This window comes from Pseudooceanicola marinus (assembly GCF_002786295.1).
Classification (GTDB): Bacteria; Pseudomonadota; Alphaproteobacteria; order Rhodobacterales; family Rhodobacteraceae; genus Pseudooceanicola; species Pseudooceanicola marinus.
Genome location: NZ_PGTC01000018.1, coordinates 391,217 through 405,915 on the forward strand (window position 1 = coordinate 391,217; position 14,699 = coordinate 405,915).

Annotated in this window: 16 protein-coding genes; 1 reads left to right on the forward strand and 15 read right to left on the reverse strand. The window is 68.0% G+C overall.

What is annotated here, in order from left to right; translation table 11 throughout:
- Positions 1–120 precede the first annotated feature (120 nt).
- From CVM50_RS15920 to CVM50_RS15975, 13 genes are all read right to left on the reverse strand, one after another.
- Positions 121–417: a hypothetical protein gene (locus tag CVM50_RS15920; RefSeq protein ID WP_232618269.1), complete on the reverse strand. Its 297-nt coding sequence runs from the start codon at positions 415–417 to the stop codon at positions 121–123.
- Positions 417–578 (reverse strand): hypothetical protein, encoded by a 162-nt coding sequence (locus tag CVM50_RS21425; RefSeq protein ID WP_157792206.1) that lies wholly within the window; start codon positions 576–578, stop codon positions 417–419. The genes CVM50_RS15920 and CVM50_RS21425 overlap by 1 nt, the downstream gene beginning before the upstream one ends.
- Positions 578–1,792, reverse strand: a complete 1,215-nt coding sequence (locus CVM50_RS15925) for an NADH-quinone oxidoreductase subunit D (RefSeq protein WP_085888420.1) — start codon at positions 1,790–1,792, stop codon at positions 578–580. The genes CVM50_RS21425 and CVM50_RS15925 overlap by 1 nt, the downstream gene beginning before the upstream one ends.
- Entirely contained in the window at positions 1,792–2,403 is a 612-nt protein-coding gene (locus tag CVM50_RS15930; protein ID WP_085888421.1) for an NADH-quinone oxidoreductase subunit C, read from the reverse strand. The genes CVM50_RS15925 and CVM50_RS15930 overlap by 1 nt, the downstream gene beginning before the upstream one ends.
- A 13-nt stretch (positions 2,404–2,416) precedes the next feature.
- Positions 2,417–2,941, reverse strand: coding sequence for a NuoB/complex I 20 kDa subunit family protein (locus CVM50_RS15935; protein WP_198431920.1), 525 nt, complete (start codon positions 2,939–2,941; stop codon positions 2,417–2,419).
- Positions 2,941–3,306: an NADH-quinone oxidoreductase subunit A gene (locus CVM50_RS15940; RefSeq protein ID WP_085888423.1), complete on the reverse strand. Its 366-nt coding sequence runs from the start codon at positions 3,304–3,306 to the stop codon at positions 2,941–2,943. The genes CVM50_RS15935 and CVM50_RS15940 overlap by 1 nt, the downstream gene beginning before the upstream one ends.
- A 463-nt stretch (positions 3,307–3,769) precedes the next feature.
- Positions 3,770–4,555: a crotonase/enoyl-CoA hydratase family protein gene (locus CVM50_RS15945; protein ID WP_085888424.1), complete on the reverse strand. Its 786-nt coding sequence runs from the start codon at positions 4,553–4,555 to the stop codon at positions 3,770–3,772.
- On the reverse strand, positions 4,552–5,415 hold the full coding sequence (locus tag CVM50_RS15950; RefSeq protein ID WP_085888425.1) for a hydroxymethylglutaryl-CoA lyase: 864 nt from the start codon (positions 5,413–5,415) through the stop codon (positions 4,552–4,554). The genes CVM50_RS15945 and CVM50_RS15950 overlap by 4 nt, the downstream gene beginning before the upstream one ends.
- Positions 5,416–5,442: 27 nt before the next feature.
- A complete protein-coding gene (locus CVM50_RS15955; protein WP_085888426.1) occupies positions 5,443–6,120 on the reverse strand; it encodes a glutathione S-transferase family protein in 678 nt (225 codons plus the stop codon).
- A complete protein-coding gene (locus CVM50_RS15960) occupies positions 6,117–8,090 on the reverse strand; it encodes an acetyl/propionyl/methylcrotonyl-CoA carboxylase subunit alpha (RefSeq protein WP_198431914.1) in 1,974 nt (657 codons plus the stop codon). Before CVM50_RS15960 ends, CVM50_RS15955 begins: the two co-directional genes overlap by 4 nt.
- On the reverse strand, positions 8,083–8,586 hold the full coding sequence (locus CVM50_RS15965; protein WP_085888427.1) for an O-acetyl-ADP-ribose deacetylase: 504 nt from the start codon (positions 8,584–8,586) through the stop codon (positions 8,083–8,085). The genes CVM50_RS15960 and CVM50_RS15965 overlap by 8 nt, the downstream gene beginning before the upstream one ends.
- Positions 8,583–9,560: an NAD(P)H-dependent flavin oxidoreductase gene (locus CVM50_RS15970; protein ID WP_085888428.1), complete on the reverse strand. Its 978-nt coding sequence runs from the start codon at positions 9,558–9,560 to the stop codon at positions 8,583–8,585. The genes CVM50_RS15965 and CVM50_RS15970 overlap by 4 nt, the downstream gene beginning before the upstream one ends.
- Before the next feature lie 105 nt (positions 9,561–9,665).
- The gene (locus tag CVM50_RS15975) at positions 9,666–11,270 is read right to left on the reverse strand and encodes a carboxyl transferase domain-containing protein (RefSeq protein WP_085888429.1); all 1,605 of its coding nucleotides are present in this window, start codon (positions 11,268–11,270) and stop codon (positions 9,666–9,668) included.
- Between the two features lie 149 nt (positions 11,271–11,419).
- Between CVM50_RS15975 and CVM50_RS15980 the strand changes: the two genes are divergently transcribed.
- Positions 11,420–12,022: an OmpW/AlkL family protein gene (locus CVM50_RS15980; protein WP_085888430.1), complete on the forward strand. Its 603-nt coding sequence runs from the start codon at positions 11,420–11,422 to the stop codon at positions 12,020–12,022.
- Positions 12,023–12,150: 128 nt separating this feature from the next.
- On the opposite strand, the gene CVM50_RS15985 is transcribed toward CVM50_RS15980, so the two are convergent.
- Together CVM50_RS15985 and CVM50_RS15990 are read right to left on the reverse strand one after the other, a co-directional pair.
- A complete protein-coding gene (locus tag CVM50_RS15985; protein WP_085888431.1) occupies positions 12,151–13,314 on the reverse strand; it encodes an isovaleryl-CoA dehydrogenase in 1,164 nt (387 codons plus the stop codon).
- 173 nt (positions 13,315–13,487) lie between these two features.
- The gene (locus tag CVM50_RS15990; protein ID WP_085888432.1) at positions 13,488–14,684 is read right to left on the reverse strand and encodes a DegT/DnrJ/EryC1/StrS family aminotransferase; all 1,197 of its coding nucleotides are present in this window, start codon (positions 14,682–14,684) and stop codon (positions 13,488–13,490) included.
- Positions 14,685–14,699: the final 15 nt, after the last annotated feature.

The following is a 14,699-nucleotide window of genomic DNA, read 5'->3' on the forward strand; positions in this document are numbered from 1 at the left end:
CTTTACTCTGTCGTTGGCGCGGGGGAGGCCCCGCTCCGGCCCCTCGGGCCTGTTCTCTTGCAACGGTCGCCCGTCGCTGTCGTCCTCGGCGGGGGGCCCGCCTGTCGTCGGCCCGGCGCCTCAGACGGCGCAGTCACCGACCGTCAGCTGGACCGCCCCGTCGGGCAGCGAGATCGCCTCGCCACTGACGATCTTGTACTGCGCCAGCGCGATGGTCTGTTCCCGGGTCAAGCCGGTCTGCAGTTCAACCGGCAGGTAATCTCGTTCGGTCCGCAGCACGCAGCCGACCGAGGCCACGGCGTCGTTGAAATTCTCCGCAGCACCTGCGGGCAGGTCGCTGGGCGGCATGGCGCAGGCGGCCAGCCCCAGAAGACCTCCCATCAGGGCCAGGCGCGAAGCAATACGGTGCGTCTTCATCACAGGTACCCCCGACCGATATCCATCAGAACCGCGACGGCGGCTCCCACGATCGCCCCGATCAGCAGGCGCGATCCGCCGCGTGCCGCCAGCACCGCCGCGACACCGCAAACGGCGCCGACCAGCACCTGCCAGAGAGAAATCGTGACGTCGCCCATCATCAACGGTCGACCTCGCCGAACACGATGTCGAGCGTCCCGATGATTGCGGCCACGTCGGCCAGCTGGTGGCCCGAGGCGATGTGATCCATCGACTGCATGTGCAGGAAGCCCGGCGCGCGCAGCTTGGCCCGGTAGGGCTTGTTGGTGCCATCGGAGACCATGTAGACGCCGAACTCGCCCTTGGGCGCCTCGACGGCGGCATAGACCTCGCCCGCCGGGACGTGGAAGCCCTCGGTGTAGAGCTTGAAGTGGTGGATGAGCGCCTCCATCGAGGTCTTCATCTCACCGCGCTTCGGCGGGGTCAGCTTGCCGCGGGCCAGCACGTCGCCGGGGGTTTCCCGCAGCTTCACGATGGCCTGGCGAATAATCTTGGTCGACTCGCGCATCTCCGCCATGCGGCAGAGATAGCGGTCATAGCAGTCACCGTTCTTGCCGACGGGGATCTGGAAGTCGAACTCGTCGTAGCATTCGTAGGGCTGGCTGCGACGCAGGTCCCAGGCCAGGCCCGACCCGCGCACCATGACGCCGGAATAGCCCCAGTCGAGGATATCCTGTTCGCTGACTACGCCGATGTCGACGTTGCGCTGCTTGAAGATCCGGTTCTCGGTCAGCAGGCTGTCGATGTCGTCGAGCTTCTGGGGGAATTCGATCGCCCATTCCTCGATGTCGTCGATCAGCTTGTCGGTCAGGTCCTGGTGGACGCCGCCGGGCCGGAAATAGGCCGCGTGGAAGCGCGCGCCGGAGGCCCGTTCGTAGAAGATGCAAAGATCTTCACGCGGTTCGAAGCCCCACAGCGGCGGCGTCAGCGCGCCGACGTCCATGGCCTGCGTGGTGACATTCAGCAGGTGGTTCTGGATCCGCCCGATCTCGCAGAACAGTACGCGGATCAGCGAGGCGCGCTTCGGGATTTCCACCCCGGTCAGCTTCTCGATAGCCAGGCACCAGGCGTGTTCCTGGTTCATCGGCGCAACGTAGTCGAGCCGGTCCAAGTACGGCAGGTTCTGCAGGTAGGTCCGGCTTTCCATCAGCTTTTCGGTGCCACGGTGCAGCAGGCCGATGTGCGGGTCGGCCCGCTCCACGATCTCGCCGTCCAGTTCCAGCACCATCCTCAGCACGCCGTGTGCCGCCGGGTGCTGGGGCCCGAAGTTGATGTTGAAGTTGCGGATCTGCTGTTCGCCCGTCTGGGCGTCGTCGAAACCTTTGGATCCGTCCATCACTTCGCCCCCTCTTCGGTCTTCTCGTCACCGGGAAGAATGTACTCGGCCCCCTCCCAGGGGGACATGAAATCGAACTGGCGGTATTCCTGCACCAGGCTGACGGGTTCATAGACGACGCGCTTCTGCACCTCGTCGTAGCGCACCTCGGTGTAGCCGGTGGTGGGGAAGTCCTTGCGCAGCGGGTGACCGCGGAAGCCATAGTCGGTCAGGATGCGGCGCAGGTCCGGGTGGCCGGAGAAGACGATGCCGAACATGTCGAACACCTCGCGCTCGAACCAGTCGGCCGATTTGTGCACGCTGGTGATCGAGGGCAGCATCTCATCCTCGCGCACCGCGACCCTCAGGCGGATGCGCTGGTTCTGGTACATCGACAGGAAGTGGTAGACCACGTCGAACCGCTTGGCCCGCTCGGGGTAGTCCACGGCCGTGATGTCGACCAGCGAGGAAAACTTGCAGCTGCTGTCGGTGCGCAGGAATTCGACGAAGCCCACGATGTTCGAGGGCGTCACGTCGACGTTCAGCTCGCCGAAGGAGACCTCCCAGGCGGCGACGCAGTCGGGGCGCTTGGCTTCGATGTGGGCGCCCAGTTCGTTCAGAGCTTCGCTCATGATCTCGCCCCCTTCAGCGCGTCAGAGTGCCGGTGCGGCGGATCTTCCGCGCCAGCTGCATGATGCCGTAAAGCAGGGCTTCGGCGGTCGGCGGGCAGCCGGGAACGTAGATGTCCACGGGCACGATCCGGTCGCAGCCACGCACCACGGAATAGCTGTAGTGGTAGTAGCCGCCGCCGTTGGCGCAGGACCCCATCGAGATCACGTAGCGCGGCTCGGGCATCTGGTCATAGACCTTGCGCAGCGCCGGCGCCATCTTGTTGGTCAGCGTGCCGGCAACGATCATCACGTCGGACTGGCGCGGGCTTGCGCGCGGCGCGGTGCCGAAGCGTTCCACGTCGTAACGCGGCATCGACACGTGCATCATCTCCACGGCGCAGCAGGCCAGGCCGAAGGTCATCCAGTGCAGCGACCCGGTCCGGGCCCAGCTGATCAGGTCCTCGGTGGAGGTCAGCAGGAAGCCCTTGTCCTGAAGTTCGCGGTTCAGGGCCTGGGTCCCGACTTCCTTGTCGGCCTGGGCGGTATTGGCAGAGGTCATCACTCCCATTCCAGAGCTCCCTTCTTCCATTCATAGGCGAAGCCGATCGTCAGGACGAACAGGAAGACCATCATCGACCAGAAGCCCACCATCGAGATGTCCTTGAAGGCCACGGCCCAGGGGAACAGCATGGCGATTTCGAGGTCGAAGATGATGAACAGGATCGAGACCAGGTAGAACCGGACGTCGAATTTCATCCGCGCATCGTCGAAAGCGTTGAAGCCGCATTCGTAGGCGCTGACTTTTTCGGGATCAGGGTTGCGCACGGCGAGGATCAGCGCGGCGAGGATCAAGACCAGGCCAAGGGCGATCGCGACCGCGAGAAAGATGAGGATGGGAAGGTATTCCCGCAGCATCTCTTCCACGAATGGCTCCTTTCATGGGCGGCGGGGGTCCGCGCGTCCGGACCCTCAAGGCTGTGACGGGTTTTACGCCCGCCCCCCGGCAGGGTCAACCGAGGGCGCGCGTTTTAGACGGTCACGATGTGTCGTGAACTCCCTTTGTAAACAATTGAATACCAAGGAATTGATCTTCGCCTCGACGGTTAACGCCGCATTGCCGCATCGGGAACGGTACCCAACGGAATCACTCGGAAATACATGACGGAATCACTTGGTTTTGCGGCACGCCCCGCGGCGCCGCGGCGCAGAGCGCGGAAAGTGCCCCGTCGTCAGCATCATAGCCTGCGCCCCCGGGCGGGCGTTGTGACCGGCTCTGCACTGCAGCGTATGGAAAAGGACACCGGCAGGCCACGCCGGGGCCGGCAACAACGTCGTCGAGCAGGACCTTGGTCCCCCTCAGCGCGCCACGTCCCGCGGCAGAGGCCACTCAGGCCTGCCAGGGAGGCGTGGTCTTGGCAAAGAAGGCGGCGATGCCCGCCTGCGCCTCGCTGCCTTCCCAACAGGCAACCAGTTCCTCCACCGAATGCGCCACCTCGGCTTCGGAGGGGGCGCCGCCCAGGCGTCGGGCCAGCCGCTTGGCCCGTGCCACGGCCTCGGGCGCGGTCTCCAGGATCGGGGCCAGCTCGGCCTCGACGGCCGCGTCCAGTTCCGCCGCCGGGACCACCCGGGCCAGAAGATCCAGCGACTGTGCCATGGGCGCGTCGAAGCGGTTGCCCTGGAAGAAGATGCGCCGGGCGCCAGCCGGGCCGGTGCGGGCCACCACATAGGGGCCGATGGTGGCCGGGATCAGCCCCAGCCGGGTCTCGGTCAGGGCCATCTTCACCACATCGGCGCCGATCGCCACATCACAGACCGCCGCCAGCCCGACCCCGCCGCCGAAGCAATTGCCCTGCACACGCCCGATCAGCGGTTTCGGCAGCGCGTCCAGCGCGCCCAGCATGTCCGCCAGCTTGCGCGCCTCCAGCCGGCGGGTGGCACTGTCGGCGCGCATCTGGTCCTGCATCCAGCCCAGGTCACCCCCGGCACAAAAGGTCCGCCCCTCCGCGCCCAGCACGACCGCGCGGACCGCCGGATCGGCCCCCAGGTCTGCCGCCGCCGCCGTCAGCTCGTCGATCATCACCGCGTTCATCGCATTGTGCTTCTCCGCCCGGGCCAACCAAAGATGGGCCACGCCGCGCGGGTCGCGCTCGATCCGGATCGTCTCGTAGCTCATGCCGTCTCTCCCTGCCGCATCTGGCGGGCCATCGCCGCCGCCTCCGCCAGCACCGCCGCGTCCAGCCCGGTGGCAAAGCCCCGCGCCTCGACCCGGTCGCGGACCGCCTCGGTGGCCACGTTGCCCTTGGCGCCCGGCGCATAGGGGCAGCCGCCCAGACCGCCGACGGCGGCATCGAAGATGCGCAACCCCTGCTCAAGCGCCACGTCGATATTGTCGAGCGCCCGACCCTCGGTGTCGTGAAAATGCCCGGCGACGTGATCGCTCGGGATCTCATGCAGGACGGCGCGCAGCATCGGCGCGACCTCCTCGGGCGTGGCGCGGCCCAGGGTCTCGCCCAGCGAAATCTCGATGCAGCCCATCTCGAAGAGCGCCACGGCGACCTCGGCGACCGCGCCCGGCGCCACGGGCCCGTCGTAGGGGCAATGCGTCACGCAGCTGACGTAGCCGCGCACCGGCAGTTCGGCCGCACGCGCGGCCTCGACCACAGGGCGGAACCGCTCCAGGCTCTCGGCGATGGAAGCGTTGATGTTGGCCCGGCTGAACCCCTCGGAGGCTGAACCGAAGACCGCGACCTCATCCGCGCCCGCCGCAACCGCGTCCTCGAAGCCCCGCATGTTGGGGGTCAGCGCGGTATAGCGCACGCCGGGCGCGCGGGTGATCCCCGCCAGCACCTCCGCGCTGCCGGCCATCTGCGGCACCCATTTCGGGCTGACGAAGCTGGCGCATTCGATCCGGGCAAAGCCCGCGCGGCTCAGGCAATCGACCAGCGCGATCTTCTCGGCCACCGGAATGGCCCGCGCCTCGTTCTGCAGCCCGTCACGCGGACCCACCTCGAAGATCTCGACCCTCTCGGCCATGGTTCCCCCTCCCTCTCCTGTCGCGCCTTACTGCGGCACCGTCTCCTCCAGCGCGGGATAGAACTCCTGCGCATAGACCCCGGTGCCCGGATCGGGCCGGGCATTGGCAAAGCTCGGCCGGTCGGTGATCCGCTCGTACCAGGCGGCCATCTCCGGGAAGCCCTCCATGTCGGTGAAATGCAGCGCGATCCACACCGCCTGCCCGACGGCGATGTCGGCGGCGGAAAAGCCAGAGGTCAGCAGGTAGTCGCGGTTCTCGACCAGGGTCGACAGGCGCCCCTCGATGGCGGCGAAGCATTTCTTCAGCCTGGCGACCTCGATCTTCATGATGGTGGGCGAGCGCATCCAGTCCTCGTGCAGCACCAGATGCTGCTGCGTCAGCGCCGCGCAGTGCTGCGAGATCGTCTCGGCGAAATGCAGCCAGACCAGCCAGTCGGGGCGGTCCAAGTCGCCCGCCGAGCGGCCCAGGCCACGTTCCGGGAAGCGTTCACAGAGAATCTCCATGATCGCCAGGCTTTCGAAATAGGTCTCGCCGTCCATCTCCAGCGCAGGCACGCGGCCCGCGGGCGACAGCGACAGGTAGTCAGGCTGGCGCAGGGAGGCGTCGAAGGGGCGGATCGACATTTCAAAGGGCACGCCGAGCTCGTAGAGCAGCCACAAGACCCGCATGGAGCGCGACCCGGCACAGTGATGCAGCGTGATCATGCGGCGTCTCCCGCCTCCGCCGCCTCCAGCCGGATGAGCGCGGCGCCGGCGTCGACCTGGCCGCCTTCCGTGGTCAGAATTTCGGCAACGATACCATCTCGCGGGGCGACAAGCGCGTGTTCCATCTTCATGGCCTCAAGGATAGCCAATCGCTGCCCGGCAGCAACCGTTTCACCCGCGCGCGTGAAGATGGCGCGCACTAGACCGGGCATCGGCGCCAGGATCACGTCGCCCCCGGCGGCGGCCTCGCCTCCCTGCCCCGGCAGGATCAGCTCCATTTCCAGCGGCCAGCCGCCGAAGAGGGTGATGCGCTGCCCCTCGCGGTGCCAACCCGGCGCCCGCTGGCCGTCGAGGCGCCAGCCATCGGCCTGCCAGCGGGCCTCGATGGCCGTGCCCTCGCCATCAACGGGCGTGATGACATGGCTGCCGTCATCGCGGCTCTCAACCGCGAGCTCGACCGTCTCGCCCTGGTGGGCCAGCGTCACGATCCGCCGCAGCGGCGCCCAGAGGGTGAAGCCCCGACGCGGCGCGGGGGCGCCTTCGAGGTCCAGCGCAATCATCGCCGCCCAGGCCAGCGCGGCGGCATCGGCCACCGGCGCCTCGCAGAGCGCCGCCTGGTGCCGTTCGATCAGACCGGTGTCCACCTCACCGGCACGGAAGTCCTCCTGCGCCACCAGCCGTTCAAGGAAGCCGAGATTGGTGACGCTGCCCGCAACTTCGGTCCCGCGCAGCCCCGCCTTCAGACGGGCGAGGGCCACATCGCGGGTCGGGCCTTGGGCGATCACCTTGGCGATCATCGGGTCGTAGTGCGGGCTGATCTCATCCCCCTCGCGCACGCCGGTATCGACGCGCAGGCCGTCGGGAAAGGCCAGCCGGTCCAGCCGTCCGGTGGCGGGCAGGAAACCGGCGGCGGCATCCTCGGCGTAAAGGCGGGCCTCGACCGCATGGCCCCGGATCGCCAGGTCCGCCTGGGCGCAGGGCAGAGGCTCGCCCGCCGCCACGCGGATCTGCCATTCGACCAAATCGACCCCGGTGATCGCCTCCGTTACGGGATGTTCCACCTGCAGGCGGGTGTTCATCTCCATGAACCAGAACCCGTCGGCGCGCAGGCCCTCGCTGCCGTCGGCGATGAACTCGATCGTGCCCGCCCCCTTGTAGCCGATGGCCTCGGCCGCGCGCACGGCGGCGCCGGTCATGGCGGCGCGCACCTCTTCGGACATGCCCGGCGCGGGGGCCTCCTCGATCACCTTCTGGTGGCGCCGTTGCAGGGAACAGTCACGTTCGAACAGATGCACCGCGCGGGTGCCGTCGCCGAAGACCTGCACCTCCACGTGGCGCGGGCTGAGGATGTATTTCTCCACCAGCATCTCGTCATTGCCGAAGGCGCCCTTGGCCTCGGCCTTGGCCGCAGCCAGCGCCTCCGAGAACGCGGCCGGCGCATCGACGCGGCGCATCCCCTTGCCGCCGCCCCCTGCGACGGCCTTCAGCAGGACGGGATAGCCGATGCGCTCTGCCTCCGCCGCCAGATGCGCCTCGGATTGCTCGGCCCCGTGGTAGCCCGGCACGACCGGCACGCCCGCCTCCTCCATCAGCGCCTTCGCCGCGCCCTTCAGCCCCATGGACCGGATCGCCCTGGCCGACGGGCCGATGAACACGAGGCCTGCATCCTCCAGCGCCTCGACGAAATCGGGGTTCTCGGACAGGAAGCCGTAGCCCGGATGCACCGCCTGTGCGCCGGTGGCCCGGGCAGCGGCGATGATCGCATCGCCCCGCAGGTAGCTTTCATCGGGCCGCGCCCCGCCCAGCGACACCGCCTCGTCGGCCAGGGCCACATGGCGCGCCTCGGCATCCACGTCGGAATGCACCGCGACGGTGGCAATGCCCATGGCCCGGGCGCTTTCGATCACCCGACAGGCGATCTCGCCCCGGTTGGCGATCAGGATCTTGGTGAACAGTTGCCCCTCAGCCATCGACGGCCTCCCTCAGTATCTCTGCCTGTCGCGCATCAAAGGCGACCAGGGTGATCTCCATCTCGTGCCGGGCCTCGGCGAGCCAGGCCCGGCAGGCACAGACGGCGATCTGCGCCGCTGCCCGCGCCGGGTAGCCATAGACCCCGGTCGAGATCGCTGGAAAGGCGATGGACCGCAGCCCCGCCTCGGCCGCCAGATCGAGCGCATGGCCATAGCAGGCCGCGAGCGTCTCGGGTTCCTGCGCCTGGCCACCCTTCCAGACCGGCCCCACCGTGTGAATGACGTGCAGCGCCGGCAGACCGTGCCCGGCCGTCATGCGCGCCTCACCGGGCGGGCAACCGCCCAGGGTGCGGCACTCGGCCAGCAGGCCCGGCCCGGCGGCGCGGTGAATGGCGCCGTCAACGCCCCCGCCGCCCAGCAACTGCGGGTTGGCCGCGTTGACGATGGCGTCTACGGCCAGGGTGGTGATGTCGCCCTGCCAGACGGTCAGGCTCATGTCCGCCTCCACCCGCCCGCCAGCAGCCCCTCGGCCTGCGTTGCCATATCCTCCAGGATCTCGGCCGCCGGGCGCACCCGGTCGATCAGCCCGATCCCCTCGCCCACGATGGGGCCCGCGATGTCGGCCTCGCCCTTTGCGGCGGCGTCCAGCCAGCGCGCCCGCGCGGCCTCGTCCTGGGCCAGCGCGTCCAGCCGCCCTTCCCATTCCTCGGAAAAAGCATTGCGCATGCCCCGCAGATCGAACCCCTCGGGCCAGTTTTTCTGCCGCGCCACGTCCCAGAGCTTACTGCGGTAGGTGGCATCGCCCCCGGCGGCCATCGCCGCGCGGTGTTGCCCCTCGGGCACCAGCGCCTCGGCAGCGGCCCAGAAGGCCGTGCCGCAGACCACGCCCTCGGCCCCCAGCATCAGCGCGGCGGCCAGGCCGCGCCCGTCGGCAATGCCGCCGGCGGCCAAGAGCAGCACGTCGGGCGCCTCGCGCGCCAGCAGATCGACCAGCTCGGGCACCAGGGTCATCGTGGCCCGGCGCGCGCCATGGCCCCCGGCCTCGGTGCCTTGGGCGACCAGCGCCATCGCGCCCGCCTCCAGCGCCGCGCGGGCCTGCGCCAGGTTCTGCACCTGCGCCATCACCGGCACGCCCGCCGCCTGCGCCCGGGCGGCAAAAGGCGCCAGATCCCCAAAGGACAGGAACAGAAGCTCGGGCGCCTCCGCCAGAACCTCGTCCAGCAGGGCCTCGCCCGCCGCGCCGGTCTCGGCCAGCGCCCAGGTGATGAAGCCCAAGCCTCGGCGTGCATTGCCCGCCGCCGCCCATTCGCGCCGCACCCAGTCGGGATCGGCATAGCCGCCCCCCACCAGCCCCAGCCCACCCGCACCGCTGACGGCGGCGGCCAGCGCACCGCCCGCAACCCCCGCCATGGGTGCCAAGACCACCGGATATCGCAGGTTGAACCTCCGGGTGACACGTGTCTCGATCATCGTTCGCCCCTGTCTTCTCGTTGCCCAAAATATCCCGGCGCAGCCGCGGCACAGCCGTGACGGCGGCAGAGCCCCCTCCCCGCCCGCTGCAAACGCGGCCTCCGGTCACATGCGGAAAATGCCAAAGCGGCTCTCCTCGATGGGCGCGTTCAGGCTGGCCGACAGGCTCAGCGCCAGCACCTCGCGGCTCTTCCTCGGGTCGACGATCCCGTCGTCCCAGAGACGCGCGGAGGCATAAAGCGGATGGCTCTGCCGGGCGAACTGCTCCTGCATGGGGCGCTTGAACTCGGCCTCTTCCTCGGCGCTCCAGCTCTGGCCCTGACGTTCCAGCCCCTCGCGCCGCACCTGCGCCAGCACGCCAGCAGCCTGATCGCCGCCCATGACGGCGATGCGGGAGTTGGGCCAGGTCCACATGAACCGGGGGGAATAGGCGCGCCCCGCCATGCCGTAGTTGCCAGCCCCGTAGGAGCCGCCCACCACCATGGTGATCTTCGGCACAGAGGTGCAGCTGACGGCGGCCACCATCTTGGCGCCGTGGCGCGCGATCCCCTCGGCCTCGTATTTGCGGCCCACCATGAAGCCGGTGATGTTCTGCAAAAAGACCAGCGGGATCTTCCGCATCGAACACAGCTCGACGAAATGCGCGCCCTTCACGGCGCTTTCGGAAAACAGCACGCCATTGTTGGCCACGATCCCCACGGGCCAGCCGTCGATGTGCGCGAAACCGCAGACCAGCGTTTCGCCAAAGCGCGCCTTGAACTCGTCGAAGCGAGAGCCGTCGACCAGCCGCGCGATCACCTCGCGCACGTCATAGGGGGTCTTGGCATCGGCCGGCACAACGCCCAGCAGTTCGGCGGGGTCATAGGCCGGCGCCTCGGGCGACTGGCGGACAATCCCGCCGGGGCGTGTGCGGTTCAGCGCGGCGACCTCGGCGCGGGCCAGCTCCAGCGCATGGGCGTCATCCTCGGCCAGGTGATCGGCCACGCCGGAAAGGCGCGTGTGCAGATCGCCGCCACCCAGATCCTCGGCCGTGACCACCTCGCCGGTAGCGGCACGCACCAGCGGCGGACCGGCGAGGAAGATGGTGCCCTGTTCGCGCACGATGATGGTCACGTCGGACATGGCGGGCACATAGGCGCCGCCGGCGGTGCAGCTGCCCATGACCACGGCGATCTGGGCAATGCCCTTGGCCGACATCCGCGCCTGGTTGTAGAAGATGCGGCCGAAATGATCGCGGTCGGGGAAGACCTCATCCTGGTTGGGCAGGTTCGCCCCGCCGCTGTCGACCAGGTAGACGCAGGGCAGATGGTTCTCCTCGGCGATCTCCTGGGCGCGCAGGTGCTTCTTTACCGAGATGGGATAGTAGGTGCCGCCCTTCACCGTGGCGTCGTTGCACAGCACCATGACGTCTTGCCCCTGCACCCGGCCCACACCGGCGATGATGCCCCCGCCCGGCGCGGCGCCGTCGTACAGGGCATGGCCCGCCGTGGCGCCGATTTCGAGGAAGGGAGAGCCCGGATCCAGCAGCCCCGCGACCCGGTCCCGCGGCAGCATCTTGCCCCGCGACAGATGCCGCGCGCGCGCCTTCTCCCCGCCGCCTGCCGCTGCGGCCTCGGCGGCGGCGCGCACTTCGGTCAGCGCGGCCTCATGGGCGGCCAGGTTGGTGCGGAAGTCATCCCCACCGGTCAGGATCGTTGACGCGAGCTTCATGCCGCTCTCCTCATATTGTCGTTCGGGGCCAGCGCCCTATGCCAGAATGTCGCAGCCCTACCCTCGGGCCATTCCGGTTGACTCAGATCAAGGTTCGCGTCGCCAAACAGGCGCAAACGGTCGGTCGAGACAGACTGAAAGGAAACCCTATGCAACTCCGGACCCTTCTCCTCTCCGCCACCGCCGTCCTGGCGCTCGGCGCGTCCGGTGCCGCCGCTCAGCAAGCTGGCGACATTACCCTCGGCCTCGGCCTCGGCTACGTGAACCCGAAAGATGACAACGGCGATGTCGCAGGTGGCAAACTGACCATCGACGACGACACCCAGATCACCCTGACGGTCGAGTACTTCATCACCGACAATCTCGGCATCGAGCTTCTGGCCGCGACGCCCTTCACCCACGACATCAACCTCGACGGCGCCAAGATCGGTGAAGTCAAGCATCTGCCGCCGACCCTGACCCTGAACTACCACTTCCAGAACGCCAGCGACGTGACGCCCTTCCTCGGTGCCGGTGTGAACTACACCACCGCTCTGGACGTCGACTCGCCCCTCGGCGACCTGGACCTGGACGACAGCTGGGGCCTCGCGCTGCATGCCGGCCTCGACTATCGGATCAGCGAACGCGGCCAGATCCGCGCCGATGTCCGCTGGATGGATATCGACATGGATGCCAAGCTGAACGGCGCAGACATCGGCACCGCCGAGGTTGATCCGCTGGTGGTGGGCGTCTCCTACGTCCACACCTTCTGATCCCCGATCAGACAAAGGGCCGACCCGCTCCCTCGGGAGCCGGCCCAGCGGGCGCGCCATAGCGGCGCGCCCGTTTCGCGTTCCGCGCCGGGCCCCCGCGCCGTATGTCATCGCACCGGGCCGCATGATCAGGACATTGCCGACATCAGCTCGCGCCCGACCAGCATGCGCCGGATCTCGGAGGTGCCCGCGCCGATCTCCATCAGCTTGGCATCGCGGAAGATGCGCGACACCGGCGCATCGGCCAGGAAGCCCGCGCCGCCCATGGCCTGCACCGCCTGATGGGCCACGACCATGGCCTCTTCGGAGGCATAAAGGACGCAACCGGCGGCATCGGCGCGGGTGACCTCGCCCCGATCACAGGCGCGAGCCACCTCGTAGACATAGGCGCGGGCCGAATTCAGCTTCACGTACATGTCGGCGATCTTGCCCTGCATCAGCTGGAAATCCCCGATGCGCTGACCGAACTGCTTCCGCTCGGCCATGTAGGGCATGATCTCATCCAGACAGGCGGCCATGATGCCGGTGCCGATGCCCGACAGCACGACGCGTTCGTAGTCGAGGCCGGACATCAGTACGCGCACGCCCTTGCCCTCCTCGCCCAGCACGTTCTCGAAGGGCACTTCGACGTCGTCGAAGATCAGTTCGGCCGTGTTCGACCCACGCATCCCCAGCTTGTCGAAATGGGGCGAGGTGCTGAAGCCCTTCATCGACTTCTCGACGATGAAGGCGGTGATGCCCTTGCTGCCCGCCTCCGGGTCGGTCTTGGCATAGACCACCAGCGTATCGGCATCCGGCCCGTTGGTGATCCAGTACTTGTTGCCGTTCAGCACGTAGCGGTCGTTCTTCTTCTCCGCGCGCAGCTTCATGCTGACCACATCCGAACCAGCGCCCGGCTCACTCATCGCCAGCGCGCCCACATGCTCGCCGCTGACCAGCCCCGGCAGGTATTTCTGCTTCTGCTCAGCCGTGCCGTTCAGCCGCAGCTGGTTCACGCAGAGGTTAGAATGCGCGCCATAAGACAGCGAGACCGAGGCCGAGGCCCGCGCGATCTCCTCCACCGCGATGACATGGGCCAGGTAGCCCATGCCGGTGCCGCCATATTCCTCGTCAACGGTCAGACCCAGAAGGCCCATGTCGCCCATCTCGCGCCAGAGCGCGGGGGGAAAGACATTCTCGCTGTCGATCTCGGCGGCCATGGGCTTCACCCGCCCCTGCGCCCAGGCGTGAACCGCCTCGCGCAGCGCGTTGATATCCTCGCCCAGATCGAAGCGCATGGATGCGGTGAACATCGGGCTCCTCCCTTCCCGTTTATGAACACTTGTTCACACAATAGGGCCGGGCCGCCACCCACGTCAATACGCGATCGGATAACTGGACATGTCGGCACCTGACCCGCTGACGCGACAACACCGGCGCCGTTGCCGGGGCCGGTGTCGATGGAATGCCGGAAAAGAAAGAGTGATTAGCCCTGCGCCTGCCAGACCGCCCCCACCTCGGCGCGGATGATCCGCGCCAGAAGCGCGCAATCGTCGAGGGAGAAAGTCAGCGGCAGCCGCATGTCCAGGATGCCCTTCAGCACCCGGTCGGTCTGCGGCAGCGGCGGGCTGTCGGCATAGCGCCAGCTGTCGTAGCGCGAGGTGAAGCCCTGAGGCTCCGCCGCGCCGAACCACTTCAGCTCGACCCCACGGGCGGCACAGCGCGCCAGCACCTCCTGCACAGCCTCTTCGGACCAGTCCAGCAACAGAAACTGGATGGACGAACCGACATAGGTCTCCGCCTCAGGGCGTTCGATCACCGTCAGGCCGGGTGTGCCGCGCAACCCGTCCTCGACCACGCGGTAGCGGTCGTTCCAGGCGGCGCATTGGGCCTGCAGATTGCGCAGCTGCGGACGCAAGATCGCAGCGCGCAGGTTGTCCATGCGGCCCGAGACATTGGGCGTGTCGTATTTCACCCGCTCAAAGACCTCCGGGCCCGGGGCGGCCAGGTGCTTGCCATAAAGCATATAGCTGCCGGTCAGGATGATGGCGCGAGCGGCAACCTCCGCGTCATCGGTGACCATGAAGCCCCCCTCGCCCGAATTGACGTGCTTGTAGGTCTGGGTGGAATAGCAGCCCGCCAGCCCCTGACGACCGCTGATCTGGCCGTTCCAGGCGGCCCCCATGGTATGGGCGCAATCCTCGACCACCTTGACGCCCGCGGCATCGCAGATCGCCATCAGCCGGTCCATGTCGCACAGATGCCCGCGCATGTGGCTTAGCAGCAGGACGCGGGCCTGGCCGATCTTCGACTCCAGATCGTCCAGGTCGATCACCAGGCTCTCGGTGACCTCGACATAGATCGGGCGCGCGCCCACAGCCGCGATGGCGCCGGGCACGGGGGCCAAGGTGAAGGCATTGGTCAGCACCGGATCACCCGGCTGAACCCCCACAGCGCGCAGGGCGGTGGTGATGGCGATCCCGCCGGAGCCGGTGGCGACGCAATACTTCGCGCCGGTCAGCTCGGCGAACTCCTTCTCCAGCAGCGCGGCCTCGCCCGTCTCACCCGCCAGGGTGTTGTAGCGGTGCAGGCGCCCGCTTCGCATCACCGCCACAGCGGCCTCGATGGCGTCGTCGGGGATCGGCTCCTGCTGGGTGAAACTGCCGGTGAACCGCTCGGTCATGGGCGTTCCTTTCGT

Excerpts from the sequence above, each read along its gene's own strand:
- CVM50_RS15960 (WP_198431914.1), bottom strand. The coding sequence starts at position 8,090 with ATGGCTGAGGGGCAACTGTTCACCAAGATCCTGATCGCCAACCGGGGC.
- CVM50_RS15925 (WP_085888420.1), bottom strand. The coding sequence starts at position 1,792 with ATGGACGGATCCAAAGGTTTCGACGACGCCCAGACGGGCGAACAGCAG.
- CVM50_RS15950 (WP_085888425.1), bottom strand. The coding sequence starts at position 5,415 with ATGGCCGAGAGGGTCGAGATCTTCGAGGTGGGTCCGCGTGACGGGCTG.
- CVM50_RS21425 (WP_157792206.1), bottom strand. The coding sequence starts at position 578 with ATGATGGGCGACGTCACGATTTCTCTCTGGCAGGTGCTGGTCGGCGCC.
- CVM50_RS15955 (WP_085888426.1), bottom strand. The coding sequence starts at position 6,120 with ATGATCACGCTGCATCACTGTGCCGGGTCGCGCTCCATGCGGGTCTTG.
- CVM50_RS15990 (WP_085888432.1), bottom strand. The coding sequence starts at position 14,684 with ATGACCGAGCGGTTCACCGGCAGTTTCACCCAGCAGGAGCCGATCCCC.
- CVM50_RS15930 (WP_085888421.1), bottom strand. The coding sequence starts at position 2,403 with ATGAGCGAAGCTCTGAACGAACTGGGCGCCCACATCGAAGCCAAGCGC.
- CVM50_RS15965 (WP_085888427.1), bottom strand. The coding sequence starts at position 8,586 with ATGAGCCTGACCGTCTGGCAGGGCGACATCACCACCCTGGCCGTAGAC.
- CVM50_RS15920 (WP_232618269.1), bottom strand. The coding sequence starts at position 417 with ATGAAGACGCACCGTATTGCTTCGCGCCTGGCCCTGATGGGAGGTCTT.
- CVM50_RS15945 (WP_085888424.1), bottom strand. The coding sequence starts at position 4,555 with ATGAGCTACGAGACGATCCGGATCGAGCGCGACCCGCGCGGCGTGGCC.
- CVM50_RS15975 (WP_085888429.1), bottom strand. The coding sequence starts at position 11,270 with ATGAAGCTCGCGTCAACGATCCTGACCGGTGGGGATGACTTCCGCACC.
- CVM50_RS15985 (WP_085888431.1), bottom strand. The coding sequence starts at position 13,314 with ATGTTCACCGCATCCATGCGCTTCGATCTGGGCGAGGATATCAACGCG.
- CVM50_RS15970 (WP_085888428.1), bottom strand. The coding sequence starts at position 9,560 with ATGATCGAGACACGTGTCACCCGGAGGTTCAACCTGCGATATCCGGTG.
- CVM50_RS15935 (WP_198431920.1), bottom strand. The coding sequence starts at position 2,941 with ATGACCTCTGCCAATACCGCCCAGGCCGACAAGGAAGTCGGGACCCAG.
- CVM50_RS15980 (WP_085888430.1), top strand. The coding sequence starts at position 11,420 with ATGCAACTCCGGACCCTTCTCCTCTCCGCCACCGCCGTCCTGGCGCTC.